Raw genomic sequence first — 26,999 nt, 5'->3', positions numbered from 1 at the left:
ATGGCAGATTTAAAAACAGAATTCTCAGTAGAGTTTGAAGGAGAAACTATTCCGGTTACAGTTACAGAAATTGAAGATGGTGATGATTCAACATTTATAGTTGAAATTCCGGAACACGAGAAATTCGAAATATTTCTATCTGAAGACGATATGTGGGTAACGAATGATGAAGTATCTGTAGACGAAGATTTTATCTTTCTTATCGGAGATAAATTTGAAAGTTTACAACCCTAACGATCCTTTTCCTTTTTCCCAACGAGTTTAAATTTAATCTTGCCATTGTCTCCGTCTGTGGCCAGGACATGGATGACAATACCTTTCATTCTGCGCTCTTTTATCTCCTGTTTATCTGTAATATCCTCATCCTTTTTAGGGTTCCGTAAAGGCACATCAAGAAAAATATTAGTCCCTTTTCCTGTTGTTGCATAAATCCCCTCCAGATTCATATTCAGTACACTAGAATTAATCATCATTGGTCTGATTTTCACCAGCCTTCCGTTAATATCAAATTTACCGTTAAGGTTATCAAATGTGATATTATCCAGGTTCCTGAAAGGAAAAGCAAACTTACCAATACTTTTTACCGCATCAAAACCTACCAACGCCCCCTTTTTGAGATCAAAATTGATAACTCCTTTCATTGATCCCGGGATTATTTTTCCCTGACTGTTCACACTTCCAGCCACATTTGCCTTCGTAAAGAAATTTCCTCTCAGATTTTTATAAGTAGGGCTTTCTAAACCAAAATTGTTAAATGAATAAAAGAAATCTCTGACGTTCACGTTTGAAATCACGGTATTCAGTGCAAAATTACCCAGGTCACCCTTTTGTTTCATACTACCATTCAAGCTAATAGCCCCGCCACCATGTTTCATGCTTACATTTTTAAGCCTCAGGCCATCCTCGTCAAGAAAAATATCTGCCTTCGCATCAGTACCGACAAACCGGCTATAGGATACCTTGTCTACCCTCAGATTTATCTCCGCTCTACCTTTATCCAGCATGGTATTCAATTGGGTGGCAAAATTATTACTTTTATTCTTCGGCCTGGTGGGAGTACTATTTTTTCTCGAACCCAGGAAACCCAAAAATTCACCTAAATAAATCTGAGGGCTATGCATCCTCCAGCTCAGTAAGATTTTCTCAGGTGCATTATAATAAAGATTAAGGAAATTTTTAATACTTCCGTCCATAAACACTACACTTTTACCACTTTGCAGCCTGATGTCTCTGATCAATAAATCTTCTCCCTTAAAATCAAGTGTAATAGATGTATTTTTAAAATTAACTCCGCGGGGCACATAACTCACATCGGCATTTTTCACACTAATGGTACCAGCTAAAATAGGCTTCTTTAAGGTAAGACCGACAATATCTGCACTATAATGTAATTTTAAATCTGCAATACCTTTTGTAAAATTCAATACATCCTCACCTAAAATATTATTCAGTTTGGCGACATTAAACTTAGCAGTGAAAGTACCCATAGCTACAGGTTTCTCAAAGTTATTGATAAACACGGTATCGACTTTAAATGGCATTTCTTTATAGCTGCCGGAAAAACGAAACAATTTAACGACTGAGTTGGCATCATTAAAGCCTTTACCATTCACAAAATTATTCGTGTATATTCCTTTAAAATTACAGTTATCTACAATACCGCCTGGCCCCGTCAGTTTATTGTCTCTTACAACAGCATTTACAACAAGCAACGGATCACCCCCAGCCCCCATATTACCTGATATAAGCGCTTTAGCAAAGATCGGCTTATCCAGGTCAAATTTATTCAGTGTTAAAGTAATATTTGGGGCAAGTAAGGCAGAGGCATTCTTCCATAAAATATGACGGGCCTCTACACTTATAGAAAAATCTACAGGATCTTTTGAGACATTGAATTTAGCCCCTATGATAAACGGATCAGCGCCAATATTCAATACATTTGGCTGAACTTCAATCACCTGATCTTTTTGATGATAGATGATATGCATTTTTCCTTCAACTACTTTATCTTTAATAAAGCTTCCTCTCTGCGTATTGAAAGCCAGGCTACGGACTAACGTTTTTAAATGAACATCTGCTTTCCAGCCGGCAGAAGGATAATCGACCCGGCCTCTGAAATCCTGTATCGCAAATAAAAACAGCTTATTTCCTTTTCTGTTGTCCAGTATAAACCGGACATTATGCAGTTCAAAATGTCTGATTTCGGCCGGAGCGCTAGTTTTGTCTTTAACTTTGGGCTCCTTCTTCTTTTTAAAAACAGAAGTATTGCTATAACCATTACTATCAGTATATAGATATATAGAGGCATCATTGATAGAAACCTTTCTGACTTCAACAGTCCCCTTCAGCAAGGCCGCGGTATTTACTTCAACTCCAAAATTACCTGATGTGAGCAAGGAATGATGATGAACATTCCATAAACTATCTTTGATCTCTACATTTTTCAGAGATACAGATACCCCGGGGAAACTTTTCAGTAAAGTAGGTTCCATACTGCCTACTGTCAGACTGCCATTCAAGTCTTTATTCAACTCCTTTGTAATAGAAACCAGCAGCTCTTTTTTGTGTGCATTTACATATAACGCAAGGCCGATAAAGAGCAAAGCGATTAACGAAATAAGAGCAACCAGAACCTGGAACGAGCGTTTTAACCAAAGGGGCATAGAAAGTAATTTCGTATTAAACATTTAAAATGTCGGAATTGTTTAAAATTCTGTTTTAAATTATCAGATAAATGTTAAACAGATGTTAAAGATAGTTTTGTTCTATTAAATTGATTATTTTTATATGGATAAATTCATACGATAATGAATAACATAAAATCAGTATTTAAAGGGACTTTGAAGTTCATTTTTACAGCAAGCTGTATCATTACTGTAAGTAGTTTCTACGCGTCTGATCTCAAAGCACAGTCCAAGGCAGTTACTAAGATAACTTTCCAGAAGGACAAGTACAACAGAATATTTATTCCGGTAAAAATTGACCGGGATAGTATGTCACTACTATTCGGAACTTATTCAAAACCTTTAAGATTAACCCCTTATTTTCAAAGTACCAGGGCTCTTTCTCCCAGTTATAGCCTGTTAACCTTAACCTCCCCTAATGGTAAACAGCATGACCGGTTACTGTTCTATTCCCCAAAAATAACCATAGGAAATGTCAAATTCAGAAGCGAAGAAGCAATCGTAAATTATGCTTTTCCAGACTCTATAATTACTGGTTCGACAGGAACATCTATAATTTACAGGTATAACTGGAAAATCAATAATGATAAAAATGAAATATCAATTTCCAAGACTCCGTTTCAGCCAGCAGAAACTATAACTACCATCAACTATAAAAATGATTCCTATCCAAAAGTAGCGGTTGAAATTGATGGCATTAAAACGAATTTTGCTATTGACTTTGGATCAGGTGTTGACTTCCAGGTTAATTCAAATTCAGTTTTGGGTAAACGGCTAATTACGACCTATCATCTTAAACCTGTCAGAACCATTATTTCTGATATTCATGCCCGAAAACTAATTGACACCATTTATGAGGTAAAAGTTCCTGCTCTTATTTTAAATGGAGTTGCGTTCCAGGAGCAAAAAATACAATTGAGTTCAGCATTTCCTCAAAATACAATTGGCACAGGCTTCTTAGGGAAATACAATGTTATCCTTAATAATTCGAGAAAACGAAAAATAGGTAATACAGTTATTCTTGAAAAAAGACTGGCCAGATAATATAATTCGGGGTCTGTTTTAAACAGACCCTAACCTACTCTCGATTCTTCAATAATCGCCAGTGTTTTTCTGGTCAGCTCAAACAGGGAGTCATAGTCTCTATTGAGCAGAATTTCTTTACTAATCAGTTTGCTGCCCATCCCAACACCACACACGCCAGATTTTAACCATTCTCTGATATTTGCTATTTCAATTTCAACTCCACCAGTCGGAATAAATAACTGGCCTGGAAAAAGATCTTTAATCGCAGCAACATATGCAGGTCCTAATAAGTTAGCAGGGAACAGCTTGATCAATCCTGCCTGATGCTGGTGAGCGATGTTAATTTCAGTTGGGGTAAAACAACCAGGAATCCATAAAAGCCCGGCTTCATGCACCAGCTCACCTACCTGCGTATCGATTACCGGGCACACTATAAAATGTGCTCCAGCATTTATAAAATCCTTAGCTTCAACTGCATTTTTAATAGTTCCTATCCCAAGATGCAATTCAGGCATTTCAAGATTGACTACTTTTATCAGCATTTTAAAATTCTCTAATGCCTCTGCTCCCCTGTTGGTATATTCTATCACCCGCACACCAGCACGATATAATGTTTTCACAACATTAAGACTTATTTCAGCATCTTCATAAAAAAACAAAGGCAATAAGCCCTGATCAGTAATAGCTTTTAAAGAACTGGTTTTAGATTTCATCTGTTTCTGTTATTGATTTTCATATGATTTAACTAATGGACTTATATCTTCAATTTTTATAGTATTGAAATCGCTTTCTGTAAATAACTTGGCAAAAGCTGCTGATGCAGCAAAATTTATAATCTCTTGTGGCTCCAGCTCTTTATAAAACCCATATAGCAGCCCGGCCATAAAACAATCCCCACTACCTACTTTTCCTACAATTTGTTCTGACAGATATTCTTTGGAAACAAATAATTCATCATTGGCATATAACGTAGTATAATACCTTATCCCCTGACCATAGTCAAACCGGAAAGTATTCGCTACAGACTTACATTGAGGAAATTTCTCCTGTATCACTTTAGAACTCTGTGCGGACAGTTCCAGATAATAATCTTTAGACTGCTCTTCAACTGAAAATTCAGGGAGTTTAATATCCAGCATTTTTTCAGCAGCCCAGATATTGCCCATAACCAAATCACAATATTGTACTAAGGAAGGTAATATCTGATCAGGCTCTTTGCCATATTTCCAGAGCTTGGCCCGGTAATTCAGGTCAATGGAAATTTTAATATTCCTTGCCGAAGCAGCCAGCAATGCTTCTTCGCAAACTGAGGAAACAGACTCATTGATTGCCGGGCAGATTGCACTGAAATGGAACCAGCTTACCCCTTCCAATACTTTATCCCAGTTGATCATACCAGGTTTTAAAGCTGAAAATGACGAATAATTACGGTCGTAGATTACGCCAGCGTTTTTGAGGTCCTTTCCTTTATCGAGAAAATACAAACCGATCCTTTCCCCGAAGTATTGTATAGCACTGGTATCTATTTTGAGCTTATTCAGATAATCAACTAACTGATGACTCATATAGTTATCCGGAACAGCAGTAATATACGCTGAGGGGATATTCCAAAGAGCGAGTGCAGCGGCAACATTAGCCTCTGCTCCTCCCACATAAACTGGCAGCGAGTTATCTTTAAGCCAGTCTCCGGGAGAATCCGGACAAATCCTGAGCAATAACTCACCAAAACTTAAAACTTTGTTCATACGTTTATAAAAGGCTTGAGCATTTACGATCCGGAAGTTCACCATTTTCAATAGCTTCTCCTAATTTATAACAGGTGAATTTCATTTTTACACAAAGAAGACATAATCAATTTCACTAAACTATTGTTTTCCATACATTTGTACTGTAACAATAATTATTACAGATGAACAACGCGAAATTTGCTACAGCACTTCATATTCTTACATTGCTTGATTTAAGCGAAGGAGAAAGGTTATCATCGGAATACATTGCAGGGAGTATTAACTTAAATCCGGCACTCGTCAGGAAAGAAATCAGTAACCTCCGTAAACTGGGATTTATTTCCAGTAAAGAAGGTAATGGTGGCGGGTGCTCGCTGGCCAGACCAGCAGACAACATCCTGTTATCGGAAATCTACCAGGCAGTTCGTCAGGCCCCTCTGCTTGGACGAACCAACACCCCAAATCCAGATTGTCCGGTTGGCAAACAAATTAACGAACATCTGAATGATCTTTATACAGAGGCAGAGTTATCATTAACAAGTAAATTAGAGCATAAAACATTAAAAGATTTCGGTAAAAAGTTCCAATCAGCATAATAAATTTAAACACCTATAAAATAAAATCATATGAAAATAGCATTAGTAGGCGCCTCGGGCTTTGTAGGCACAGCAATTTTGAAAGAGGCATTAAACAGAGGTCATGAAGTAACAGCAATTGTCAGAAACCCTGAGAAAATAACTGTAAAAAATGATCATTTGCATGTTGAAAAAGCAGATGTATTAGATGCTGCTCAGGTAACAAAAGCAGTAAATGGTAGTGACGCTGTGATTAGTGCCTATAATTCAGGATGGGCAAATCCGGATATGTATGCAGAATTTATAAAAGGTTCTGAATCTATCCAGCATGGGACTAAACATTCGGACGCTAAAAGATATATTGTTATTGGCGGAGCCGGAAGTTTAGAAGTTGCCCCAGGTATACAAGCTGTTGACACACCGGATTTCCCAGCTGCTTATAAGGCCGGTGCGACCGCAGCAAGGGATTATCTGAATATTCTAAAAGAGGAAAAAGAATTAAACTGGACATTCTTCAGTCCTGCTTTTGAAATGGGACCTCATACATCAGGTGTTCGTACAGGTAACTATAGAACAAGTCTTGATACTCCGGTTTTCAATGCTGAAGGCAGAAGTATATTATCTGTAGAAGATCTGGCTGTTGTTATCATTGATGAGTTGGAAAACCCAAAACATCCAAAACAACGTTTTACAGCAGGTTATTAAATAACAAAGAGATCCATCTTTAAAGATGGATCTCTTTGTTTAATCAACAATTTTTATACCCAGACTATCCAGAAAAGAGATAGCAGCTGGTAACTGAAAGATTGCTCCTTTGACTTTGTTGCCCGAAGGATCTATCTGATAATTCTCTGCTCCTTTAAAATTTGCCTGCCGGAGATCTGTATTGGAAAAAGTCGAACCCAGAAAATCAGTCCCGCTAAAGTCTGCGTTGCTTAGATTACATCCTGTAAAATCTACTTCCCTCGCCGTACAACCAATCAGCTTAGCTTTTTTTAAGTTCTTCCCAAAAAAACTGGAATAACTCAGAATTGTATTTTTCGCATTGATAGAAAAGGGGTTCAATGCATCATACCATAGTATGCCAATAGCTTTACAATTTAACAGAGACAAATCGCTGAAGAAAGTATCTTTAAATTTAATCAGCGAGACATCACATTCTTCGAAATTGCAATTATTGAAAGTACAGTCTTCGAATAAACATCCCTTTATAGTCGATTTATAAAAGGTACATTTATCAAAATAGCGACCGATAATGTGCTTATCTTCATAATTTACATTTTCGAACCGCTTATTCAGATGCATTATGGTCTCATCGGCATTACTCAAAACCGTACCCCTACCTGGAATGTTATTCCATGCGGATTAATATCAAGGTCATTTGTACTCATCCGATATCCTTTAAAACCAGCTCCGATATAAGGCGCAATATGTTTGCTCACAGCATATCTCAAACCTAATCCACCATATACATACAGTCCATTTTCCTTAATAGGTGTTATATCATTGGGATTTAAATCAGTTGCCCTATCATATTTCATAAAAGAAATACCTACTGAGGTTTCAGCAAAAGGTTCAAATTTTGATCTTGTAGTGAACTCATAAGTCAGGTTAGCGTAAACCGGCAGGATTTTCATCCGGTAAAGCTTAAATCCATTATCACCATGCAGACTGGTAGTCGCATAGCCTATTCCGATCCCCGGTTTAAAATGACCGCCAAAATTCCTGGTCACTTTCAGCGATGGGCCATTAAAGTAATTTGCGTGTGTTGAACGCAGGAACTCAAAAGCCGGGGAGAAATTAAACATGGGTTCTTTCTCAGTTGTTTTCGTTTCATCCTGGGCTTGTGCACCTATTGAGAAACCGCCTACCAAAAGAAGCGCTATAGTTAAAGTTTTTATCTGTTTCATATTGAATTGCAAATCTAATACATTTTGAAATGCAGCGATATATAATATCCGATTATATTATCTCTCAACAGGCAAATCAGTTTCCACATATTTATATCATCATTAATCATTTGATCTTTGAGCAAATTTAGAGCTTCAGCTATCTAAAAATCTTATCCTATCGTAAGAAATAAAAGTAGCCCGCTCAAGCATTTTCAACACCCCAGGCCTGCTGTTGAAAAAAGAAATATTAAAAAAGTTTGATGGTAACACAAAAAAATGCTTGTTTTACATAATTTTTAATCAGTCTAAATTACTACAACATTTTAATGATCATTGTTTCTTACACTCAATACGCTCTGCATACTAAAATTTAATGACCAGATTTAGAAAAATAACCGGCCAGATACACCTATGGCTGGGATTAATAACAGGCCTGGTGGTATTAATTGTAAGTATTACCGGATGTCTGTTCGTTTTCCAGAAGGAGATATCCGATATCATACATAAAGACAAATTCTTTATTAAACCACCAGCGCAAACAACCACATTACCTTATAGTGTCCTTTTAAAGAAAGCAGAAAATGCATTAGGAAAAAATCATACGGTTAATTTCTCTACAACATACCGGGACACTGGAAAAGCGTGGGAGTTCATGACTTATAAACAAGGTAATCCAAAAGCACTGACTTATTTTGGAACAATTGATTATTATGAATCTGTTTTCATCAATCCCTATACAGGAGCTATTACAGGACATTTTGATTATAAGTACAACTTTTTCAATGTAGTCAAGTTCATTCACTGGAGTTTATTACTGAATGATAAATATGGGCAGACCATAGTTGGTTATAGTACATTGATATTTGTGATTATGCTGATTACTGGTATGATCATGTGGTGGCCAAAAAAATGGAATAAAACAAATATTAACAAAAGCTTTAAAATAAAATGGGATGCAAGTTTTAAAAGGGTAAATTATGATTTACACAACGTCCCCGGATTTTACGCCATGCTGATTACTTTGATTCTGGCATTAACAGGAATGGTCTTTGCACTCCCCTGGTTTCAGAGTACAGTTTATGTAGTCGCTTCCAGGTCAATCACCCCTCCCCAGATAAAATACGAAAAATCGCATGCTACAGGTTTGGTAACTAATCCAATTGATAAGGCTTTTAATACAGCAAAACTATTATTTAAGACTTCCGACCGGATAACTGTCTCTCCTGCCTCGGGAGCCGATGGTGCAATCTTTATCAGTGGTATTAAAGGTAAAGAAACCTTCTATCATTCAGATGTACTGCAGTTTGATCAGTTTTCTGGGAAACTGCTGAACAGACGGAATTACGAAGAACAGAACGCCGGTGAAAAACTGATAGCGATGAATTATGATATTCACGTGGGCGCCATCCTTGGATTACCTGGAAAGGTTATTGCTTTTTTGGCGAGTTTAGTTGCCGCTAGCCTTCCTGTAACAGGATTTATGATCTGGTTAAACAGAAAAAAGAAAAAAACTAAGAAATAGATTTGCATTTGATTTTTTGTTTTCTATCTTTGCAGCCCCGAAAGGGGAAACGGACCGGTAGTTCAGCTGGTTAGAATGCCGCCCTGTCACGGCGGAGGTCGCGGGTTCGAGTCCCGTCCGGTCCGCAAAATTAGATAAAACATTAAAGAGCCCTTAATTATATAATTAAGGGCTCTTTTGATTTACAGACCTCCCAAAATATTCAGTTTTTCTCATATTACCAGTGGATCAATGCAGGCAAACCATTGCACTAATTACTACAATTTATGTGAGTTTTAATCAGAAGAAAACAAGCTCGGTATTAAAATATAAAGGAAGAATGTATTTATTTCATTTCAATATCAATTATTGCTTTCCCCTTGTCTTTCAGGTAATTTTTTAAAATATCTGCGTAAAGTTTTGGGCCGTTATCTGAATTGGTAAAAATAATCACCCCATTACCGGACTTAGGTAGAAGGAAAAAAATGGAATGTGCACCAGGGTCATCGCCACCATGGGAAATGGCATATTCTCCATCACCTAATTGGTCATAAATAAACCAACCCAAGCCTATGTAACGGTTGTCTTTTGTCTTTGTCTGATGGCTAACCATTTGTTCAGCTATCTTTTTTGATAAACCTTCACCGTTGATTGCGGCAATTAAGAATTTTCCATAATCTGCTATCGTAGTTTTTAATTGATCCGCTCCGCTGGCAGTAGTGTTTTTTTCAATTGGTAACGCATTTCCTTTGCTGTCATGAGGAATAGCGAACCTCGATTCATCCATATGGCTATCCCATATATAATGACTATCAGTCATACCAAGTGGTTTGAAAATAATCTCATCTGCCAGCTGATCTAAAGATTTATGGAATTTACTTTCCAACGCATGTCGAAGATATTCAAATCCTTCACCTGAATATTGGTATTTTGTTCCTGGTTCAAATTGGAAAGCAAGCTTGCCTGTACTCAGTTCCCTACGCCAGTTCGGGAAGCCACTTTTCTGAGTAAGGATATTTAGAGTAGTGATTTTCTTACTGCGTGGATCAGCCTTTATATCAGGATCTGTCCAATATTTGTAAAGTGGTTCGTCTAAATTCCATTTTCCTTTGCTGGCCAATTTGAGGGTAAGCATTGTGGTGACCATTTTTGTAAGTGATGCTACATTAAAAATGGAATTATATGAAACAGGCTTCCCCTTATCAAGCTCTCCGTATATCTTAATCTCCTGTAAATTACCATCTCTGATCAGACCAATTGCTAAAGCCGGAACATTATTTTCTTTCAACCATGCATTCATTTTTATCGGATCTTCAAAAACAGGAGGTGAAAATTCAGTTTCCTGGTGATCATAGCTTAAACCTCTCAAAAGTTTCCATTCGCCATTTAGTAGGTTCCATACATGAGTAAATTTTGCCCGACTGGTGAAATATTCTGGTTTGCCTGGTTCAAGTGCATAAAACCGGTGAATACCAGTTTGAATAGCACCATAAATTATCCCGTTCTTTTTTAGGGGATACACCTCCATACTTCCATCCTCCAATACTCTGCGGGCCTTATAATTTAAACCACATACATTGTTTTTCATACTGTTGACAAAAGCTTCTTTGGATAATGTAATACCTGCCTGATCATGGTAAAATTCAAAATCATCACTTAATAAGTTTTCAAACTGTGGTAAACTGCATGTATTAAAACCAACACTGAACAAAAGACTATCCCGGTTTTTTATGATTTGATAAAGCGAAGAGGACTTGTTTTCCTGTCCGTAAGCAGAAGAACTTCCTATTAAAACAATTGTTAATAGGGTAATTAACATTGATTTTCTCAAGATTGTGGAATGATTCAATATTGCTTTTTTTGATTTTTCGGTTGAAAGTATCATAGTTGATTTTATTTGTAGCGATTGAGTCCAACTTCGTGCCAGTTACCTAATCAATTATCTATCAGCATATTGAATAAAAAAATGATGTTCGCTTATGATACACTATATGTTCGAAAATGATATAGAAGAAATAATTGAACAGGAATTTCACTTACATTCTCCGCCGTCCGCTAAAAAATCCATCCGTTTAATTACAATATTTCTAACTCTTAAAAATGGTTTCTCAATTAACACGTTTAAGACATAGGCTACCGCTATAGTGGCTAATACACCAATTGCAAACATCATCCAACTATCTTTCTCCAATGAAAGATATACAGATTGGGACAGGTGTAAAACTATTTTATGACTAAGATAAATAGCAAATGACAGATCCGCAATTTTTTGCGTGGCACGGGATCTGAGATTGTATAACAAACTGCCTGGACAGAGTGCTCCGAGCACCATTAGACCATAACCCAGGCTTACTAATGGAAAACCAAAGATTGAGGCAGAGAATGACCCTTCATTTTCACATAGGTAAAAAGCAGCTGTCAGAACCAGAGCACTAATGATCAGTAAATGGTTTCCAAATGGTTGAATCCTAATTCGATATACCGGCTTAAATTCGAATATCGCAGCGATTAGTACGCCTGTAATCAAACCGTCTAACCTACATATAGTCAAATAATAAATCCATTTATACCAGTAGAACCAAAATATATCTGTTCCTTTAAAAGGACTTACAAAATTTGTCCATGTATACAGACGGAAAATAAAGCCAGATAGAAACAAAATAAGCAACAGTATAAATATTTTATTTATCCGTCTGAAATAAACAAGTATCCAAAGTATCAAAGGAAATAATAAGTAAAACTGTTCTTCAATGCAAAGCGACCAGGCATGAGAAAATGTACCTTGATTACGTAAATCAAGTCCTATATTTTGAGTGAATGTAAGATATTTCCATAGTGGCGCAAGCGCTTCTCGTTCTCTGAGAGACGGAAAGAGAAAATAAAGCAATAGTATAACCAGGTAGACGGGAATGATCCTGAAGATACGTTTAGTAAAAAAGATACGAAGATTAATTCCCTTTATTAAAATCCCTGTAAACAATTGTGATGCAATTAAATACCCACTTAATACAAAAAAGAGATCTACTCCTGTCCATCCAAATTTACCTATAGATATCAAAGACTGTGGAGCGTAAAAAAGCCTGCCATAATGAAAAATAAAAACGAAAATAATAGCGAAGGCTCTTAAATGATCAAGACCATGAAGCCTGTCATTTATAGGTGCTTTGGAGTTCATCATTACTTTTTAAGGGGCTCTTTCGTCTGAACATTGACCCATGCTACCCTGTCCATAAAAAGAGAAGCCAAATTTGAAGTATCCTTTTTGATGATCGATTCCATGAAGGAATTGATCAGTTTATAAATCGGAGCATGTCTATCTGCATTTTTTAGTTGCTGAGCATGCGCAAAAGCAGAAAACAGGATAATTGTAAGGAGTGTCATTACTTTTTTCATTCATTATTCTTTAAGTATTCTACGAATGTATTTATTGAAATAAGAGTGAAAACGAGGTGATGACAGAAACAAACATTCAATGCCGGATATTGCTGTTTTACCCATAAACATATTCGTACCTATTTTTCAGCTATCCATCATTGAATTTAGAGTTTTCGTCTTTTTTGAAATTCTTGCTCTTTCAATTTGATACATTTGTTCGCAATGAATTTCCTAAATAATCTCTTCCTCTATTTTAAAGGACATCGCTTACAAGCACATCTTTTTTTCTGGATTATCATCCTGCTGTTTTCAATCAGCAGAAACGATATGGGTGGTGTAGAATGGTCTTTCAGTTACACTCTGGTTAATGCCATAGCCTTACTGATCACGCGAATTCCATCAGCATATTTTTTAAGTTATGTAACTATTCCTGCGCTACTCTACACAAAAAGGTACTTTTTAACTATAATATATTTTATCATTTTTGCTTATCTGATCTGTGTTGCTTCAAGAATCATCATTGTCTATGGGGCAGAACCGTTTCAATTTGCACATCACATTGTTTGTTTTGAATGTCCTGAACAAGAATCTATTATAGAGATCTGTACTGATCTCTATAAGTTATTTAAGGTGTATTTTTATGAGAATTTTTCAATAGCATTCCTGTTTCTTGCACTGAAACTTTTAGTCATGCAAAATGAAATGCAAAAGAAAACACTATCCCTGGAGAAGGATAAAGTGGAAAGCGAACTCAAACAGCTAAAAGCACAGTTAAACCCACATTTCCTATTTAATACACTGAATAATATTTACGCTCTCTCTTTAAAAAACTCCCCTAAAACATCAGATTCTATAGGTCGTTTATCAGCCATTCTGGATTATATATTATATCGAAGCAATTCGGCCTTAGTACCACTTAAACAAGAAATTGAATTACTTAAAGATTATATTGAGCTTGAAAAGCTAAGATATAATGACAGGCTGATATTGAGTTTTAATACTCAGATAAAATCTAATGCCATGATTGCCCCACTGATCTTAATCTCTCTGGTTGAAAATGCATTTAAACATGGTGCAGGAAGTGATATAGGAAATCCAGAAATTCATATCAGCATCGCATCTACAGATCGCTCTATTATGTTTGAAATAGTTAATACCACGAGATACAATAAAACAAATAGTAATTTAGAAAAAATTGGCCTGGATAATATTTCAAGGCAATTGGATCTGTTATATGGAAGTAACCATATTTTAACAATAAAAAGAATGGAAAATCAATTTTTAGTAAAGCTGGAAATCAATTTATGAAGGTAAAATGCCTTTTAGTAGACGACGAACCGCTGGCAATAGAGTTATTGGAAACACATTTAGGGCACTTTGACAATTTTGAAGTAGTTGCGACTTGTTCAAATGCAGTCGAAGCATTGTCTATATTATCAAACAACGCTATAGATCTATTATTTCTGGATATTCAAATGCCCCAACTTTCAGGGATTGATTTTTTAAAAATGATAAAAAAACCACCACAAACTATTTTCACTACAGCTTATCGGGAATTTGCACTAGAAAGCTATGATTTAGAAATTGTCGATTATCTTCTTAAACCTATTACTTTCGATCGTTTTTTTAAGGCCATTGAACGTTATCTCCGACAGAATTACAAACCTGTTAATATCGCTGCAACTGCTCCGGAAATACCTTTTATTATATTAAAATCAGGGGTCAAAAATTATAAAATCAATGTTGCAGATATAATATACATTGAAAGTATCAGAGATTATATTAAGGTCTCAACTACCGAAAATGAATTGACCATTAAATATAAAATTAGCAGCATAGAAATTGAGCTTCAAAACCATCGCTTTCTTCGTGTTCACCGTTCATTTATAGTCAATACAGAAAAAATAACCTCCTTTTCTCCATCAATAGTTGAGCTAGGTAAAAAAGAAATTCCCATTGGCCCCCTGTACAAGCAGAGTGTGGATGCAGCCTTAAGATAATTGCATTGCTTTCTTAATGAATCGCATTAAGAAGATTTAAAAAATTACGGGACTAATTTATTGACAGGGCCTCTCCCATAAATTAGTCTTCAATTTTAAATGAGACATCTATTTGGAAAGTAGAGGTAACAGCTTTACCATTCTCAAAACCGGGTATCCATCTTGGACTTTTTAAAATGGCATTTACAGCTGCTTCATCACAACCATATCCCAGACCATTTATAATTTTTGGAGTAAAGACATCACCATTCTTAGCAACAGAAAACTCTACTGTCACATTACCTTCGATGTTATTTTTAATTGCTGATAAGGGGTAAACCAGATTCTTGTTTACATATCGGACGAAATTTTTCGTCCCTCCTGGAAATCCTGCATGATCTGTTGGCCCAAAACAATAAATATTATTATCCTTAGCTAAGATAAAATTTACATCCTTTTTTTTATTGATACGCCTTGCAGTAATTTGAGGATTATCCGCACCACCAGCTCTTAAAGCCACGGGGGCTATTTTAATAGTGATATATCTGCTTCCATGATTGATGAAAGTATAGTCCGAGCCTGAGGCCCTAAAGCTAAGCGTATCAGTCGGTTTTAACCCTTTAAGCACAAAATTACCCAAACTATCCGTAGATGTGCTTTCATTAAGACCATGGAAATATTTTTTGTTTGGTGTTCTGCTTTGAACCCAAACATTGGAAACCTTACTTCCATCTACTGCAATTATTTTCCCCCGGACATTTATGGTATCCATCCGCATAATTTGAGTTTCTGGTTCTTGAGCAAATAAATGAAGCGATAAAAGCAGAAAAGCGATAGTATTAAAAATCTTTGTCATAATTATAGGATGTTTCGGAATAGATAAATCCACAAACATCTAAACAGTTTTTTTTCTTATAAACTTATGGTTTGTCTACGGTCAGGACCAACAGACAAATATTTAATTGACACCTCCAGTTCTTTTTGTAAAAAGTCAATATAAGCCATCAACTTTGCAGGAATCTGTAAGGTATCGGTTATCCCCATAATATCCTCATTCCAGCCATCTATTTCCTTTAATATCGGCTCTGGTTTGGCTGAACAAATATCATAGGGCATGTAATCAATTACTTCACCCTGATGATGATAATGCGTGCAGACATATATCTTCTCGAAACCACTCAATACATCTGCTTTTGTCATGACCAATTGAGTAACACCATTTAGCATAATGGCATATTTTAAGGCTGGCAAATCTATCCAGCCCGTACGACGTGGACGACCACTTACCGCACCAAATTCTTTTCCCGTCCGGCGTATTTCTTCGCCAGTTCCGTTAGTCAATTCAGAAGGAAACGGACCTCCCCCTACACGAGTACAATAAGCTTTAAAAATTCCTATGACCTCACCAATTTTACCGGGCGCAATCCCTAAACCTGTACAGGCGCCGGCAGTTGTTGTATTAGAAGACGTAACAAAGGGATAAGAACCAAAATCAATATCTAACAATGTACCTTGTGCACCTTCTGCCAAAACTTTCTTTCCCTGTTTAAGATAGCTGTTCACGATGTGCTCAGAATCTACCAATGGAAACTGGCTTAAAATTTTGAGGGCTGCGAAGAACGCTTCCTCTCTTTCGCTAAAATCTACTACTTCACCATACATAGTGCCAAGCAAAGCTGTATGTTTTGTTACCAATTTTTGGTAACGCTCTTCAAAATCTGGTAAGGTAATATCACCTATCCGCAATCCATTACGGCCGGTCTTGTCCATATAAACAGGGCCAATACCTTTCAACGTTGAACCTATTTTGTCCTCCCCCAACTTTTGCTCTGATGCAACATCCAGTAACAAGTGTGTAGGCAAGATCAGATGTGCTTTTCTGGATATCATTAAATTACCTTTAACCAGTAAATCATGGCCCGCAATTTTAAGCATATCGATTTCCTTAACTAAAGCAATCGGATCAATCACTACCCCATTACCAATCAAATTCATTGTGTTATCGAAAAATATACCCGACGGAATGGTGTTTAACACAAACTTTTTACCATCAAACTCTAAAGTATGCCCTGCGTTGGGGCCACCCTGAAAACGGGCAATTAAGTCGTAACCAGCACTAAGTACATCAACAATTTTTCCTTTGCCTTCATCGCCCCACTGGAGGCCTAACAGAACATCAACATTCATCATAATATTTAATTTATTGGGAGATTCAAACACATTAAATACCTTTGTTCAGATACTTATGGCTCATTAAAATAATAAGGATTGTACAAACAATAGCGGCTGTGACACTTACTGTTATTGTATGCAAAATTGCCATACCACCATGTGCTGCAATAGCACCAAAAACAGCTACACCAATTGCCCCGGCGGCCTGCCTTACTGTATTTAAAGCAGCTGAGGCGGTTCCTGAAAGTGTTTTATCTACACTGGCAAGAATACCGTTTGTCATAGCGGGAACAGACAAGCCCATGCCCAAAGAAATAAGCAGGAAGGGAACCGATAATTGCCAGAAAGACGTATGGAGACCAGCTGTAAAGAGACCAAAAAAGCCTAACCCAAACAAACTTAAGCCAATCATGATAGGTATCCGTATACCATAACGATTGATAACATTACCGCTTAATAAATTAGAGATTACAAACCCTGCAGTCAGCGGTAAAAAGGCAAGGCCAGCTGTAAGCGGTGGATAGTGTAGTATGTTTTGCAGATAAAGACTAAGGATAAACACTGTGCCATAGTAAAAACCATTGAGAACCGCGCCTAACATTAACAATACGTTAAAGGAAGCTGAATTGAAAAGGTTCAAGGGCAGCATTGGATAACTACTTCTATTTTCTAGTATTAAGAAAACAATAAAGGAAATGACCCCAAGCAACAAACTTCCGTAAATTAATGGATTAGTAAATCCCAGTTTAGACCATTCTATAACTGCCGCAATCAGCAACGTAATAGAAAGCATCCAGGTTATCTGGCCAGAAAAATCAAACTTTTTGACCAGAGTTGGTATTCGCTGTTGTTTAAGGCGAAAAGTAAGTAATATACCCGCAAGACAGAGCGGAGCATTGATAAAGAATATAAAACGCCAGTCACTGAGTTTAATAAGCACCCCACCAACTATTGGCCCTGCAGCAATGGCTGCACTACCTGCTGCCGTCCACAAACCAATTGCTTTTGCTCTCCTACCGGGTATATCAGCAAAAGTCTGGTTTAGAATAGCCAGTGAACTTGGAATCATCATTGCTGCACCTATACCCTGAAATACCCTGGCCGCAATCAGACTAAATGGACTAGTTGCAAACCCGCAAGCTACAGATGCAATACCAAAAAGCAGCATCCCAAGCTGAAAAAGATGCTTGGCCCCAAAAAGATCGCTTAGATTTCCTGCCGATAACATCAATACAGCAAATGCAAGCGTATAGCCATCAACGATCCACTGTAATACGCTAATATCTACTTTAAAGGTGTCTGCAATCTGTGGCAAGGCAATATTTACGATCGAGACATCTAGTTGAGCTACGACGAAGGCGAGACTGGTCACTATTATTGTCAAGCCATAGACTGGCTTTTGTGTATCGTTTAAACTCATTTAGCTAGAAGATAAGGCATTGTCCTTTTATTAACGTCACAAAGCTCAGCATAAAATGATATTTCGCAATTGTCAATTGACAATAAAAACAGCTAAACAATAGTTTTTCTGATACGACTGAGTGAAGATGCAGTAATTCCTAAATAAGAAGCCAGCATGAGTTGCGGAATACGATTAGTTAATCCCGGATAATGTTCTAAAAAATGTAAATACCTCGTCTGGGCATCCTGTACCAGCATATTACTACTTGCTCTCATTTTATTTTCCATCACATAAGAAGTGATTTTAGAAAAAATATCACTCCAGCCAGGTATTGTTAAAGAGAGTTCGGTAAAGTCCTTTTTTGAAAACACAAGAATTTCACAGTCAGTAACAGCCTCAATATATTCTGCTGAAGGCAATTCATCAATAAAACTATTAATATCCGCAACAAAGCGATTCTCATAAACAAAGTACCGTGTAAAACTTTCACCAGTTTTACTGTAATAACAGATCCTGAAAACACCGTCCGTAACATACCCTATATTTCTGGCAACTTTACCAGCCTCTGAAAAGTATGTTCCTTTTTTTATCTTTTTACGATGTGCTTTCAATTGAATCAAAGCACATTGTGATTCATTCAATTGTCCAAATTGAAGAAGGTAGTTAATCAGTTCTTCCATTATTCAAAAATAAAGAAACATAGTTGATATAAAATTGTCATTTGACAAGTTTTATGGCCTTGATAATCTGCCCGTAAAAATTACGGGATCAATACCCGCCTGGCTCCTGATCTGCAATACATTCTATATTGTATAATTACCGAAGAAATAACAGTCAGAATTCCGATCAGCACAATAGAAAAACCGATACTAATCAAATCAGTAAAAACTCCTGTAATTAAAGCCCCGAGAACATAACCCAGATCTCTCCAGAAGCGGAATATACCTAAACTTTGTGCCCGCTGTTGTGGATTGGTATCTTCGGCTATCCCAGATAAAAAAGTAGGGTAAACGATCGCTGTCCCAATGCCCAATACCGTTGAAATAATGATATAGTGTATAATATGATGAGAAAAAAGGATCATTATAATAGCAATACCCTGCATTAACATTCCCAGAAAAAGCAAATCCTTCTTACAATAGATATCCGCTAATTTCCCGGTTATCAATTGTCCGAAACCCCATACTACAGGATAAATTGCCGTTATAATCCCTATCTGTTCAATGCTGAAGTTTTTCTGGACTAATAAAACAGGCATTATTCCCCATACCATTGCATCATTGAGGTTGTTGATCAGCCCTGCCTGAGTAACTGTACCTAAATTTTTATGAGACCAGGATGTTTCAGCAAATACATTCTTCAAAAGCGGAACATTTTTATGCTGGAGCATTTCTTTCTTCACATAAGCAGAAGTATCCTTCACCAAAAAGAATGACAATACAGTTCCCATAACCGCAAGCACAATTCCAATTATAAAAGGATAAGGTCTCAGCCCGTAATGTCCGGCAATAACACTCGTTATCAACGCGACAAGTCCAACAGCAGCATATCCTGCAAATTCATTTAGTCCCATTGCAAAACCTCTCTCCTTCTCTCCTACGAGATCGATTTTCATGGTCACGGTACTGCTCCAGGTTAAGCCCTGATTAATACCTAATAAGACATTTGCAACAATAATCCAGTTCCAGCTGTCTGCATACATCAATATAAATGGAATAGGTAAACCAATCAGCCAGCCAAAAACCAGGAGTTTTTTTCTTCCAAACCTGTTAGCAAATACCCCTGTAAAATAATTAGTTATAGCCTTAAACAAACCAAATACGATAATAAACGAAAGCATAACCGAGGTTGACGTCAGATGAAATTCCTTAGCCGCAATCTCAGGAAGTAATGTTCTTTCCAAACCAATCATTCCGCCAACCAAACCATTGATCAAAACCAACAGCCAGAATTGCTTCCAGTTTTCTCTTAATCCCAATTGTATTTCCATAGCTGTATATTTAAGAAATAGCACATCTGTTTGCACCTGCTTCCAGGTCAACAGGGTTAATATCACTGAAATCACCTTTAAGGTTTTTAGCTACAATTTCCAGATAATTGTCTGGAGTCGGAGGAATACGTTGCAGAATAGCGCTGATAAAGTCTTCCTCGTTCAGTTTCAGGATCTCAACATTCCTCTTGACAAATCCTATAGTACTTTGGATCATTGCCTGATCAAAATCAACTGGTCGACTGGTATGCGCAGGTAAGACAATGATTTGTTCGTCCAGGCCCAGCAGTCTATTTAAAGACCTGTACAGCATTTTTGATTTTTGTTTGGCAACCTCATGATCAGCCTTCAGGTCAGGCCGGCCCACACCATCCACAAAAAGAGTATCTCCCGAAAGTAATACTTTACTGTTTATGAGATAACACGTACTCTCTAAAGTGTGCCCTGGAGTATGAATAGCTGTAACAACTATGTTCCCAACATTAAAAACCGTTGCTTCATCTACCGGTTTAAAGTCAAACCTCACCTGATTAGGTACCGGCAGATATAAAGGAACCCCGTTATAAGCTGCTATTTCCTTTGATCTTGAAAGATGATCTGCATGAATATGTGTCTCTATAACATACTTCAGCCGGAGGTTATTTTGAAGTAATATTTCCTGATAAGCTTCCAATGGTAAAGACGCATCCACCAGAATAGCTTCCTCACCCGAAATAACCAGATAAGAAAGACAACCTTTACCTGTTCTTCTGAATTGGATAACTTCAAAATCAGGCATTGTGATCTTAGCCGTGTTCCAGGATAAACTCCAGCCTTTCATTCCCCCTGCCAGCGAATAGACTTTGTAACCTTGCTTCTGTAAAAGATCAGCAGCTATTAAACTCGTTTTCCCTCCTGCACACACGGTCACTACAGGGATTGTTTTATCGAGATGCAAACCTTCCAAGGCAGCCGGATCATTGGCTTTGAGCTTCACATAAGCATCAAAATGAATACTTCCCGGAATAAACCATTCCTTACGTTCCTGAGTTTCTCTGATATCCAATACAGAGATATTTTTACCTTCTTCCAACCAGTTCCTGAGCGTATTGGTATCAATTTCATTGATCACTTCCATATTTTGAGTTCTTCTGTTACAAAATTGGTGGCAATAAATGGCTATCTGTTTAACATAAGATAAATAATCAACGCATTCCCCTGATCCGGCTGAGACTTACCTGGGTAATCCCCAGATAGGAAGAAATATACTTTAACGGAACTCTTAATAAAACACCCGGTGCCTCACTCAGTAAAGCATTATATCTTTCCTCCGCAGAATGAAACTGCATCCCTTCAATCCTGTTAACAGTATCTACATAAGCAGCCTCAAAAATCCGACGGAACAATCTTTCTATTTCCGGGAACCTGTCATATAATTCGAATAATTTAACCGAGCTGATGGCAACCAGTTCACTATCTTCCAGAATCTGGATTGCTTTTCGGCTTGGCTTTCCAGTAAACAGGCTCTCTACTCTGGTGAGGGTATTATTTTCAAAAGCAAAACTCTCCGTAATATCTACACCATCCTTAAAATAATAGATACGGGCCATCCCCTTATTGATAAAATAAATTGTTTTGCAGGTATGCCCGATAGGCTGCAGATCCTTGTTTTTTTTTATTTGCTGGATGCTACTGATTGCTGCAATAGCTTCCTCAGCCTCTTTAGAAAGCTGGTTATATTTTTTAAAATATTGAAAAAGCAGATCCATAGGTCAATTTAATTATGTTTTTGTACACAATATCAAAAATATTCCACCACTAATATCTTATATTTAGCTTGCTCTTAATATACCAGATGAATTATATAAAATTTTCCGGTGCATATCATGTAGAAAAGCTCAACACTGAACTCGGATATGCTTTAAAGGAAGAATGGCCTTTACACTTTAATACCCAGGACTATAATGGGGATTGGCGAAGTATTTCTTTACGTTCTGCCAGCGGAAAAAGCAATGATATTCATGCACATCCAAATGGAATTTACCAGGATACCCCAGTGCTCGGATTGATGCCTTATACTAAAGAAATTCTGGATTCGTGGCAATGTGAGAAAGAAGCCATACGCCTTTTATACCTGGCACCGGATAGCCATATCAAACCCCACAAAGACCTGGGATGTGCCTATCATGATGGTATATTCAGAATACATATCCCTATTGTAACCAATCCGGATGTGCATTTCACCATTGAACAGGAGAAACTTCATCTGGATGCAGGTGAATGCTGGTATATTGATTTTAGTGTAACGCATAGTATCATTAATGCCGGAAGTACGCCAAGAGTTCATTTAATTATCGACGGAATCCGCAACGACTGGACAGACCGCTTATTTGAAGCCCATGGTTACGATCTTTCCAGAAGAAGCACTTCGGATAGTTATGATCCGGAAACAAAGGCCAGAATGATAGAAAATTTAGAGCAGATGAACACCGATACTGCCAGAAACCTGATTGCGACTCTCAAAGCAGAACACTAATGCAAAGATCTTTAATAGCAAACTGGATACCCTTCAAGCTCAGCCATTCAGCCCAGGACGACTGGACTTTGAAATGGATGCATCTGGAGAATATCCGGATGATCCATCCATTTTTTGATGAAACCATCCAAAGCTGCAGATGTCAACAAATAGAAAAATCTAATTTAGAGAGTTTCTCCACTCCAGATTTTCTACCCGTGGCAGGTCAGGATCTGGAATCACTGGCTCCCAGTTCATTCATTTTTCATGTCTCGCGTTGCGGGTCTACCCTATTGTCCCAGGCTTTCGCAGACCCTGAAGAAAATATTGTAATTGCTGAAGCCCCTCTGTTTGATGAGATTTTACGGGCTACAGAAAAACAAGCTGACCTCAGTACTTTGACCCGTGAAGTCTGGTTTAAGTCGGCCATAAAATTTATGGGACAAAAACGCAACTTTAAAGAGACCAGCTATATTATTAAACTCGACAGCTGGCATATTCATTTTTACGAATTATTGCGGGAATGGTATCCACAAACCCCATTTTTCTTCCTTTATCGTCAGCCAGATGAAATAATTGCTTCACACGATAAACGCCGGGGGTTACAATCCATACCTGGGATGATTGATAACAATCTGCTCAAAACCGAACAGCCAGCCAGCTTCGGTGGTGATTTTAATGGTTATACGGCACAAGTACTGGAACAGTATTTCCTGAAGCTACAAAACATCCATGCAGATGCCCATCCTAAAAACTACTTCTTTAATTACGCAGATGGAAGCAAAAAAATGGTCGGATCATTCAGCCAGTTTACTGGAATTCCAATCAGGGATCCAGAAAAGATGAATACCCGTTTAGGGTTTCACAGCAAGTCATCAAAGGAAATTTTCAAACCAGAAACTCACCAGGAAAGAGAAAAATTCTTCTATAGACATTGTCACACCGCCTATGAACAATTAAATAATAATCTTAGTATACTATAATGATAAATTGCGCTTTCCTTCCTGTCTTTTATGAGGTCCACTATAATCGGAAATACGGAATCTCCGTTCCTGCCCTGGCTGCAGACTATGATCATACAGAAAATATCTGGCTAAGCTTTTTAGGTCTTGGAAAGTTTGAAATTTATAATTTTATATATGCGGAATGCAGAGATCTCAATCATTTCAAAGAATGGATAACAGACCTTAAAGGAAAAGATTTTCTGGACCATAACATAACCCAGTTTAACAACTGGCTTGACCAGCAAAACTCAGGCACAGAAGATACACATAAAGGTCCCGCTATAATTAATCCAGCACGGTTACAATTCTGGGAAGAACAAGGTTATCTGAAAGTAAGCGATCTGATTGATCATACCCTTTGCGATGATGTCAGGACATTAATATGCACCCATTTAAACATAGATCTTTCCGACCCTTCTAGCTGGTATACTAATCATCCCGATCGCCAGGGACTAATGCTGCAAGTTTATCAGGAACCCCGCATGGAACTGATCAGAAGGCATCCAAAGGTACACCAGCTATTTTCAGAACTATATGATACTCAACAAATCATACCTAACACCGAGAAGTTAAGCTTTAATCCACCAGAAACAACAACATGGAAATTCAAAGACAATATTCTCCATTGGGATATAGACCTGAGTAAGGGTAAAGAATATTATATACAGGGATTGATTTATCTTGACGATGTCCCTGAAGACAGAGGCCCCTTTACTTTGGTCCCAGGTTTTCATCATCAGTTTGACGATTGGATTAAATCATTTGAAACCCTCCAAGATGCACATCTGGCAATGCGTGAGACCGCACAGCGTATACCCGTTCCAGGTAAAAAAGGTGATATTATAGTCTGGCGTCATACCCTTCCTCATGCAGCCAGTGCCAATAACTCTTCGCTGCCGAGATTTGTTCAATACCTAAGTTTCTCCAAATTATAATGGGCCATATCATTCAGTTTACAGGTTTATCAGGTGCTGGCAAAACCACACTATCCAATTCTTTACTGGACTGGGGAAACAAGCACAACTTAAAAATAAAACTCATCGATGGCGATGTGTATCGTCAGACTCTTTGTAAAGATCTTGGTTTCAGTAAAGCCGACCGTCTGGAGAACATCTCCCGCCTGGGTGCTTTTGCCTGGTCCGTTTCAAAAGATTATGATTTCATTTTCATAGCAGCAATTAACCCTTACCAGGAAGGCAGGGACAAACTCAAACTCAGGTACGGAGCTTTATTAATCTGGCTGAAATGTGATCTGAATACACTGATTCGGAGGGATACAAAAGGGCTTTACCGGAAAGCAATGCTCCCAGATACACATGCAGACAAAATACATAACCTGACTGGTCTGAATGATACATTTGATCATGCTGAAAATGCAAACCTGATCCTTGATACAAATACATTAAGTCCTGTTGAGACTGTAGCTTTAACTACCCGTTTCCTCCTAAACCTGAAACCACACTAACAGCCAGCCTGTTCTTTACCAGAACCTCGCATAAATTGCAATCAGTAATAACATTGTAGCTACAATCATCACTATTGAAGAAGGCTTTAACCTGAACATCTCAGCGTCCAGCTCAAAAGCTTTAGGATTAATTTTCGGACCTAAAATACTCGTACAGACCATAACCAGTACTGTAATCAGGAATGACCAGCTCAGACAGATAAAAAACGGAATTTCATATTTCCCGTCCATATTTGGAAAGGCTGTATATAAAAATGTCTCCGGGCCGAACACCTTCACTGCAAACTCATTAAAGAACACCGAAATTAAAAATCCAAATATAATTCCTGTAAAAGCCGCCAGACTATTGGTACGTTTCCAGAACATCCCTAAAATGAAAGTAGCAAAAACACCGGGACTGATATAACTGGTATACTTCTGAACAAAAGTATACCCTCCTGCGCGCCCGATACCCAATAAGTCATTCCAGGTAAAAAGCACTGCAACCACCATGGCAATCACTATTGTTATCCTTCCTGTCCAGACCATTCTTTTTTCACTGGATACAGTATTAATGTGTTTTTTATAGATATCCAGGGTAAAAATTGTCGAAATACTATTACACTTGCCCGCAAGAGAAGCCACGATAGCTGCAGTTAAAGCCGCAGCAGCCAGCCCTTTTAATTCCGGTGACAAAAGACCAAGAATAGCCGAATACGCATTATCTTTCCCTCCTGACAGTTGTATATGTCCGCTTTTAAATAAAACATAAGCGACAATACCCGGCAGCATGACAATAACCGGCATCAATATCTTAAGCAGACTGGCAAATAATATACCCGTGCGTGCAGTCTGCAAATCTGCCCCTAATGCGCGTTGCGTGATATACTGATTACAGCCCCAGTAATTCAGGTTACTGATCCACTGACCAGCTGCATACATCCCCACCGCAGGCAGAATAAGATACTTATTGATATCCATTTGTGAAGCCCCGGCTTTTGGTTTGGCGAACATCAGATGAAAATGCTCAGGCGCCTCCTTTAACAAGACATTAAAACCGGCAATAGCATCACTGCCCAAACCAAATTTCTCACCAACAATCGTGAGCGCCATATAAGTTGTCGCCAGACCACCAATAATCAATACCCCCACCTGGATCACATCAGTATAACCGATAACCCGCATTCCACCCAGTGTAATCAGGATCGCAAAGACAGCCAGACAGACCATGACCACATGAAAATAATCGCCTCCTATTAAACCATTAATCGCCAGCGCACCTAAATATAAAATTGAAGTCAGATTGATAAAGACGTACAGAAAAATCCAGAAAACGCTCATAATCAGCGCTACACTCCCATTATAGCGGGTCTTCAGAAACTGCGGCATGGTATAGATTTTATTCTTAATATATACCGGCATAAAGAAGATGGCCACAATGATTAACACAGCTGCACCCAGCCATTCATAAACAGAAACTGCAATACCGGCAAAGAACCCTTCTCCACTCATCCCGATAAATTGTTCGGCCGAAATATTGGAAGCAATAATTGAAGCCCCTATGGCCCACCAGGTTAAAGAACCTTCGGCCAGAAAGAAACTCTTCGAATCATTCGTCTGATTTTTATTTTTCTTATTGTAAACGTAGTAACCATATAAAGCGACAACGACAAAATAAATCACAAAGACGCCTATCCCTCCCGCTGAGAGTGTTGAATTCATTAGCTTAGTATT

27 protein-coding genes and 1 tRNA gene are annotated in these 26,999 nt (G+C 37.8%); 12 read left to right on the top strand and 16 right to left on the bottom strand.

The genetic code is table 11. From position 1 onward, the window contains the following. On the top strand, window positions 1-234 hold the full coding sequence (locus tag HDF25_RS19365; protein ID WP_184627810.1) for a hypothetical protein: 234 nt from the start codon (window positions 1-3) through the stop codon (window positions 232-234). Here the strand turns inward: HDF25_RS19365 and HDF25_RS19360 are convergent. Then, window positions 231-2,687 (bottom strand): AsmA-like C-terminal region-containing protein, encoded by a 2,457-nt coding sequence (locus HDF25_RS19360; RefSeq protein WP_260409413.1) that lies wholly within the window; start codon window positions 2,685-2,687, stop codon window positions 231-233. The two genes, HDF25_RS19365 and HDF25_RS19360, sit on opposite strands and share 4 nt — an antisense overlap. A 120-nt stretch (window positions 2,688-2,807) precedes the next feature. Between HDF25_RS19360 and HDF25_RS19355 the strand changes: the two genes are divergently transcribed. Further along, window positions 2,808-3,728, top strand: a complete 921-nt coding sequence (locus HDF25_RS19355) for a hypothetical protein (RefSeq protein WP_184627808.1) — start codon at window positions 2,808-2,810, stop codon at window positions 3,726-3,728. A 29-nt stretch (window positions 3,729-3,757) separates the two neighbouring features. On the opposite strand, the gene HDF25_RS19350 is transcribed toward HDF25_RS19355, so the two are convergent. Together HDF25_RS19350 and HDF25_RS19345 are read right to left on the bottom strand one after the other, a co-directional pair. Continuing rightward, window positions 3,758-4,423 (bottom strand): bifunctional 4-hydroxy-2-oxoglutarate aldolase/2-dehydro-3-deoxy-phosphogluconate aldolase, encoded by a 666-nt coding sequence (locus HDF25_RS19350; protein ID WP_184627806.1) that lies wholly within the window; start codon window positions 4,421-4,423, stop codon window positions 3,758-3,760. Window positions 4,424-4,432: 9 nt separating this feature from the next. After that, entirely contained in the window at window positions 4,433-5,455 is a 1,023-nt protein-coding gene (locus HDF25_RS19345) for a sugar kinase (protein WP_184627804.1), read from the bottom strand. Window positions 5,456-5,619: 164 nt separating this feature from the next. Here HDF25_RS19345 and HDF25_RS19340 point away from each other — a divergent pair, with 164 nt between their 5' ends. Next, the gene (locus tag HDF25_RS19340) at window positions 5,620-6,033 is read left to right on the top strand and encodes an RrF2 family transcriptional regulator (RefSeq protein ID WP_184627802.1); all 414 of its coding nucleotides are present in this window, start codon (window positions 5,620-5,622) and stop codon (window positions 6,031-6,033) included. Between the two features lie 30 nt (window positions 6,034-6,063). Continuing rightward, window positions 6,064-6,717, top strand: a complete 654-nt coding sequence (locus HDF25_RS19335; protein ID WP_184627800.1) for an NAD(P)-dependent oxidoreductase — start codon at window positions 6,064-6,066, stop codon at window positions 6,715-6,717. A 39-nt stretch (window positions 6,718-6,756) separates the two neighbouring features. Here HDF25_RS19335 and HDF25_RS19330 read toward each other — a convergent pair whose 3' ends face one another. After that, window positions 6,757-7,317, bottom strand: coding sequence for a pentapeptide repeat-containing protein (locus HDF25_RS19330; RefSeq protein WP_184627798.1), 561 nt, complete (start codon window positions 7,315-7,317; stop codon window positions 6,757-6,759). 20 nt (window positions 7,318-7,337) lie between these two features. Beyond that, window positions 7,338-7,922 carry an outer membrane beta-barrel protein gene (locus HDF25_RS19325; protein ID WP_184627796.1) on the bottom strand — a complete coding sequence of 195 codons (585 nt, stop codon included), beginning with the start codon at window positions 7,920-7,922 and terminating at the stop codon, window positions 7,338-7,340. Between the two features lie 355 nt (window positions 7,923-8,277). Between HDF25_RS19325 and HDF25_RS19320 the strand changes: the two genes are divergently transcribed. Both HDF25_RS19320 and HDF25_RS19315 read left to right on the top strand, forming a co-directional pair. Beyond that, window positions 8,278-9,426: a PepSY-associated TM helix domain-containing protein gene (locus HDF25_RS19320; RefSeq protein WP_184627794.1), complete on the top strand. Its 1,149-nt coding sequence runs from the start codon at window positions 8,278-8,280 to the stop codon at window positions 9,424-9,426. 51 nt (window positions 9,427-9,477) lie between these two features. After that, window positions 9,478-9,551 (top strand) — tRNA-Asp (locus tag HDF25_RS19315). A 200-nt stretch (window positions 9,552-9,751) separates the two neighbouring features. Here the strand turns inward: HDF25_RS19315 and HDF25_RS19310 are convergent. From HDF25_RS19310 to HDF25_RS19300, 3 genes are all read right to left on the bottom strand, one after another. Continuing rightward, the gene (locus HDF25_RS19310) at window positions 9,752-11,224 is read right to left on the bottom strand and encodes a serine hydrolase (protein WP_184627792.1); all 1,473 of its coding nucleotides are present in this window, start codon (window positions 11,222-11,224) and stop codon (window positions 9,752-9,754) included. 213 nt (window positions 11,225-11,437) lie between these two features. Beyond that, on the bottom strand, window positions 11,438-12,583 hold the full coding sequence (locus HDF25_RS19305) for an acyltransferase family protein (RefSeq protein WP_221450960.1): 1,146 nt from the start codon (window positions 12,581-12,583) through the stop codon (window positions 11,438-11,440). Continuing rightward, window positions 12,583-12,798, bottom strand: coding sequence for a hypothetical protein (locus HDF25_RS19300; RefSeq protein ID WP_184627790.1), 216 nt, complete (start codon window positions 12,796-12,798; stop codon window positions 12,583-12,585). Before HDF25_RS19300 ends, HDF25_RS19305 begins: the two co-directional genes overlap by 1 nt. 204 nt (window positions 12,799-13,002) lie before the next feature. Between HDF25_RS19300 and HDF25_RS19295 the strand changes: the two genes are divergently transcribed. Beyond that, on the top strand, window positions 13,003-14,088 hold the full coding sequence (locus HDF25_RS19295; RefSeq protein ID WP_221450959.1) for a sensor histidine kinase: 1,086 nt from the start codon (window positions 13,003-13,005) through the stop codon (window positions 14,086-14,088). Then, window positions 14,085-14,780: a LytR/AlgR family response regulator transcription factor gene (locus tag HDF25_RS19290; protein WP_184627788.1), complete on the top strand. Its 696-nt coding sequence runs from the start codon at window positions 14,085-14,087 to the stop codon at window positions 14,778-14,780. The genes HDF25_RS19295 and HDF25_RS19290 overlap by 4 nt, the downstream gene beginning before the upstream one ends. A gap of 82 nt (window positions 14,781-14,862) precedes the next feature. On the opposite strand, the gene HDF25_RS19285 is transcribed toward HDF25_RS19290, so the two are convergent. From HDF25_RS19285 to HDF25_RS19255, 7 genes are all read right to left on the bottom strand, one after another. Further along, window positions 14,863-15,654 carry an energy transducer TonB gene (locus HDF25_RS19285; RefSeq protein ID WP_184627786.1) on the bottom strand — a complete coding sequence of 264 codons (792 nt, stop codon included), beginning with the start codon at window positions 15,652-15,654 and terminating at the stop codon, window positions 14,863-14,865. Between the two features lie 17 nt (window positions 15,655-15,671). After that, window positions 15,672-16,946 (bottom strand): adenylosuccinate synthase, encoded by a 1,275-nt coding sequence (locus HDF25_RS19280; RefSeq protein ID WP_184627884.1) that lies wholly within the window; start codon window positions 16,944-16,946, stop codon window positions 15,672-15,674. Window positions 16,947-16,980: 34 nt separating this feature from the next. After that, window positions 16,981-18,351 carry an MFS transporter gene (locus HDF25_RS19275; protein WP_184627784.1) on the bottom strand — a complete coding sequence of 457 codons (1,371 nt, stop codon included), beginning with the start codon at window positions 18,349-18,351 and terminating at the stop codon, window positions 16,981-16,983. A 92-nt stretch (window positions 18,352-18,443) separates the two neighbouring features. Then, window positions 18,444-19,013, bottom strand: coding sequence for a Crp/Fnr family transcriptional regulator (locus HDF25_RS19270; protein WP_184627783.1), 570 nt, complete (start codon window positions 19,011-19,013; stop codon window positions 18,444-18,446). A gap of 80 nt (window positions 19,014-19,093) precedes the next feature. Continuing rightward, on the bottom strand, window positions 19,094-20,323 hold the full coding sequence (locus HDF25_RS19265; RefSeq protein WP_184627781.1) for an MFS transporter: 1,230 nt from the start codon (window positions 20,321-20,323) through the stop codon (window positions 19,094-19,096). 10 nt (window positions 20,324-20,333) lie between these two features. Continuing rightward, window positions 20,334-21,440: an MBL fold metallo-hydrolase gene (locus tag HDF25_RS19260; protein WP_184627779.1), complete on the bottom strand. Its 1,107-nt coding sequence runs from the start codon at window positions 21,438-21,440 to the stop codon at window positions 20,334-20,336. 67 nt (window positions 21,441-21,507) lie between these two features. Beyond that, window positions 21,508-22,071: a Crp/Fnr family transcriptional regulator gene (locus tag HDF25_RS19255; protein ID WP_184627777.1), complete on the bottom strand. Its 564-nt coding sequence runs from the start codon at window positions 22,069-22,071 to the stop codon at window positions 21,508-21,510. Window positions 22,072-22,157: 86 nt separating this feature from the next. On the opposite strand from HDF25_RS19255, the gene HDF25_RS19250 reads away from it, so the two are divergent. The 4 genes from HDF25_RS19250 to HDF25_RS19235 are packed head-to-tail and all read left to right on the top strand — an operon-like array spanning window position 22,158 to window position 25,286. Next, window positions 22,158-22,838, top strand: a complete 681-nt coding sequence (locus tag HDF25_RS19250; protein WP_184627775.1) for an aspartyl/asparaginyl beta-hydroxylase domain-containing protein — start codon at window positions 22,158-22,160, stop codon at window positions 22,836-22,838. Further along, window positions 22,838-23,800 carry a hypothetical protein gene (locus HDF25_RS19245; RefSeq protein WP_184627773.1) on the top strand — a complete coding sequence of 321 codons (963 nt, stop codon included), beginning with the start codon at window positions 22,838-22,840 and terminating at the stop codon, window positions 23,798-23,800. Before HDF25_RS19250 ends, HDF25_RS19245 begins: the two co-directional genes overlap by 1 nt. Next, window positions 23,800-24,756 (top strand): phytanoyl-CoA dioxygenase family protein, encoded by a 957-nt coding sequence (locus tag HDF25_RS19240; RefSeq protein WP_184627771.1) that lies wholly within the window; start codon window positions 23,800-23,802, stop codon window positions 24,754-24,756. Before HDF25_RS19245 ends, HDF25_RS19240 begins: the two co-directional genes overlap by 1 nt. After that, the gene (locus HDF25_RS19235) at window positions 24,756-25,286 is read left to right on the top strand and encodes an adenylyl-sulfate kinase (RefSeq protein ID WP_184627769.1); all 531 of its coding nucleotides are present in this window, start codon (window positions 24,756-24,758) and stop codon (window positions 25,284-25,286) included. Before HDF25_RS19240 ends, HDF25_RS19235 begins: the two co-directional genes overlap by 1 nt. 15 nt (window positions 25,287-25,301) lie before the next feature. On the opposite strand, the gene HDF25_RS19230 is transcribed toward HDF25_RS19235, so the two are convergent. Further along, window positions 25,302-26,987 carry a sodium:solute symporter family transporter gene (locus HDF25_RS19230; protein WP_184627767.1) on the bottom strand — a complete coding sequence of 562 codons (1,686 nt, stop codon included), beginning with the start codon at window positions 26,985-26,987 and terminating at the stop codon, window positions 25,302-25,304. Window positions 26,988-26,999 lie beyond the last annotated feature (12 nt).

The sequence above is a fragment of the Pedobacter cryoconitis genome, from assembly GCF_014207135.1.
Classification (GTDB): Bacteria; Bacteroidota; Bacteroidia; order Sphingobacteriales; family Sphingobacteriaceae; genus Pedobacter; species Pedobacter cryoconitis_D.
Note: the sequence above shows the minus strand (reverse complement) of the source record. Positions and strands in the feature narration are given on the sequence as shown.

Coding starts and splice junctions, on each gene's coding strand:
- HDF25_RS19365 (WP_184627810.1), top strand. CDS start 1: ATGGCAGATTTAAAAACAGAATTCTCAGTAGAGTTTGAAGGAGAAACT.
- HDF25_RS19360 (WP_260409413.1), bottom strand. CDS start 2,687: ATGTTTAATACGAAATTACTTTCTATGCCCCTTTGGTTAAAACGCTCG.
- HDF25_RS19355 (WP_184627808.1), top strand. CDS start 2,808: ATGAATAACATAAAATCAGTATTTAAAGGGACTTTGAAGTTCATTTTT.
- HDF25_RS19350 (WP_184627806.1), bottom strand. CDS start 4,423: ATGAAATCTAAAACCAGTTCTTTAAAAGCTATTACTGATCAGGGCTTA.
- HDF25_RS19345 (WP_184627804.1), bottom strand. CDS start 5,455: ATGAACAAAGTTTTAAGTTTTGGTGAGTTATTGCTCAGGATTTGTCCG.
- HDF25_RS19340 (WP_184627802.1), top strand. CDS start 5,620: ATGAACAACGCGAAATTTGCTACAGCACTTCATATTCTTACATTGCTT.
- HDF25_RS19335 (WP_184627800.1), top strand. CDS start 6,064: ATGAAAATAGCATTAGTAGGCGCCTCGGGCTTTGTAGGCACAGCAATT.
- HDF25_RS19330 (WP_184627798.1), bottom strand. CDS start 7,317: ATGCATCTGAATAAGCGGTTCGAAAATGTAAATTATGAAGATAAGCAC.
- HDF25_RS19325 (WP_184627796.1), bottom strand. CDS start 7,922: ATGAAACAGATAAAAACTTTAACTATAGCGCTTCTTTTGGTAGGCGGT.
- HDF25_RS19320 (WP_184627794.1), top strand. CDS start 8,278: ATGACCAGATTTAGAAAAATAACCGGCCAGATACACCTATGGCTGGGA.
- HDF25_RS19310 (WP_184627792.1), bottom strand. CDS start 11,224: ATGTTAATTACCCTATTAACAATTGTTTTAATAGGAAGTTCTTCTGCT.
- HDF25_RS19305 (WP_221450960.1), bottom strand. CDS start 12,583: ATGATGAACTCCAAAGCACCTATAAATGACAGGCTTCATGGTCTTGAT.
- HDF25_RS19300 (WP_184627790.1), bottom strand. CDS start 12,798: ATGAAAAAAGTAATGACACTCCTTACAATTATCCTGTTTTCTGCTTTT.
- HDF25_RS19295 (WP_221450959.1), top strand. CDS start 13,003: ATGAATTTCCTAAATAATCTCTTCCTCTATTTTAAAGGACATCGCTTA.
- HDF25_RS19290 (WP_184627788.1), top strand. CDS start 14,085: ATGAAGGTAAAATGCCTTTTAGTAGACGACGAACCGCTGGCAATAGAG.
- HDF25_RS19285 (WP_184627786.1), bottom strand. CDS start 15,654: ATGTTTGTGGATTTATCTATTCCGAAACATCCTATAATTATGACAAAG.
- HDF25_RS19280 (WP_184627884.1), bottom strand. CDS start 16,946: ATGAATGTTGATGTTCTGTTAGGCCTCCAGTGGGGCGATGAAGGCAAA.
- HDF25_RS19275 (WP_184627784.1), bottom strand. CDS start 18,351: ATGAGTTTAAACGATACACAAAAGCCAGTCTATGGCTTGACAATAATA.
- HDF25_RS19270 (WP_184627783.1), bottom strand. CDS start 19,013: ATGGAAGAACTGATTAACTACCTTCTTCAATTTGGACAATTGAATGAA.
- HDF25_RS19265 (WP_184627781.1), bottom strand. CDS start 20,323: ATGGAAATACAATTGGGATTAAGAGAAAACTGGAAGCAATTCTGGCTG.
- HDF25_RS19260 (WP_184627779.1), bottom strand. CDS start 21,440: ATGGAAGTGATCAATGAAATTGATACCAATACGCTCAGGAACTGGTTG.
- HDF25_RS19255 (WP_184627777.1), bottom strand. CDS start 22,071: ATGGATCTGCTTTTTCAATATTTTAAAAAATATAACCAGCTTTCTAAA.
- HDF25_RS19250 (WP_184627775.1), top strand. CDS start 22,158: ATGAATTATATAAAATTTTCCGGTGCATATCATGTAGAAAAGCTCAAC.
- HDF25_RS19245 (WP_184627773.1), top strand. CDS start 22,838: ATGCAAAGATCTTTAATAGCAAACTGGATACCCTTCAAGCTCAGCCAT.
- HDF25_RS19240 (WP_184627771.1), top strand. CDS start 23,800: ATGATAAATTGCGCTTTCCTTCCTGTCTTTTATGAGGTCCACTATAAT.
- HDF25_RS19235 (WP_184627769.1), top strand. CDS start 24,756: ATGGGCCATATCATTCAGTTTACAGGTTTATCAGGTGCTGGCAAAACC.
- HDF25_RS19230 (WP_184627767.1), bottom strand. CDS start 26,987: ATGAATTCAACACTCTCAGCGGGAGGGATAGGCGTCTTTGTGATTTAT.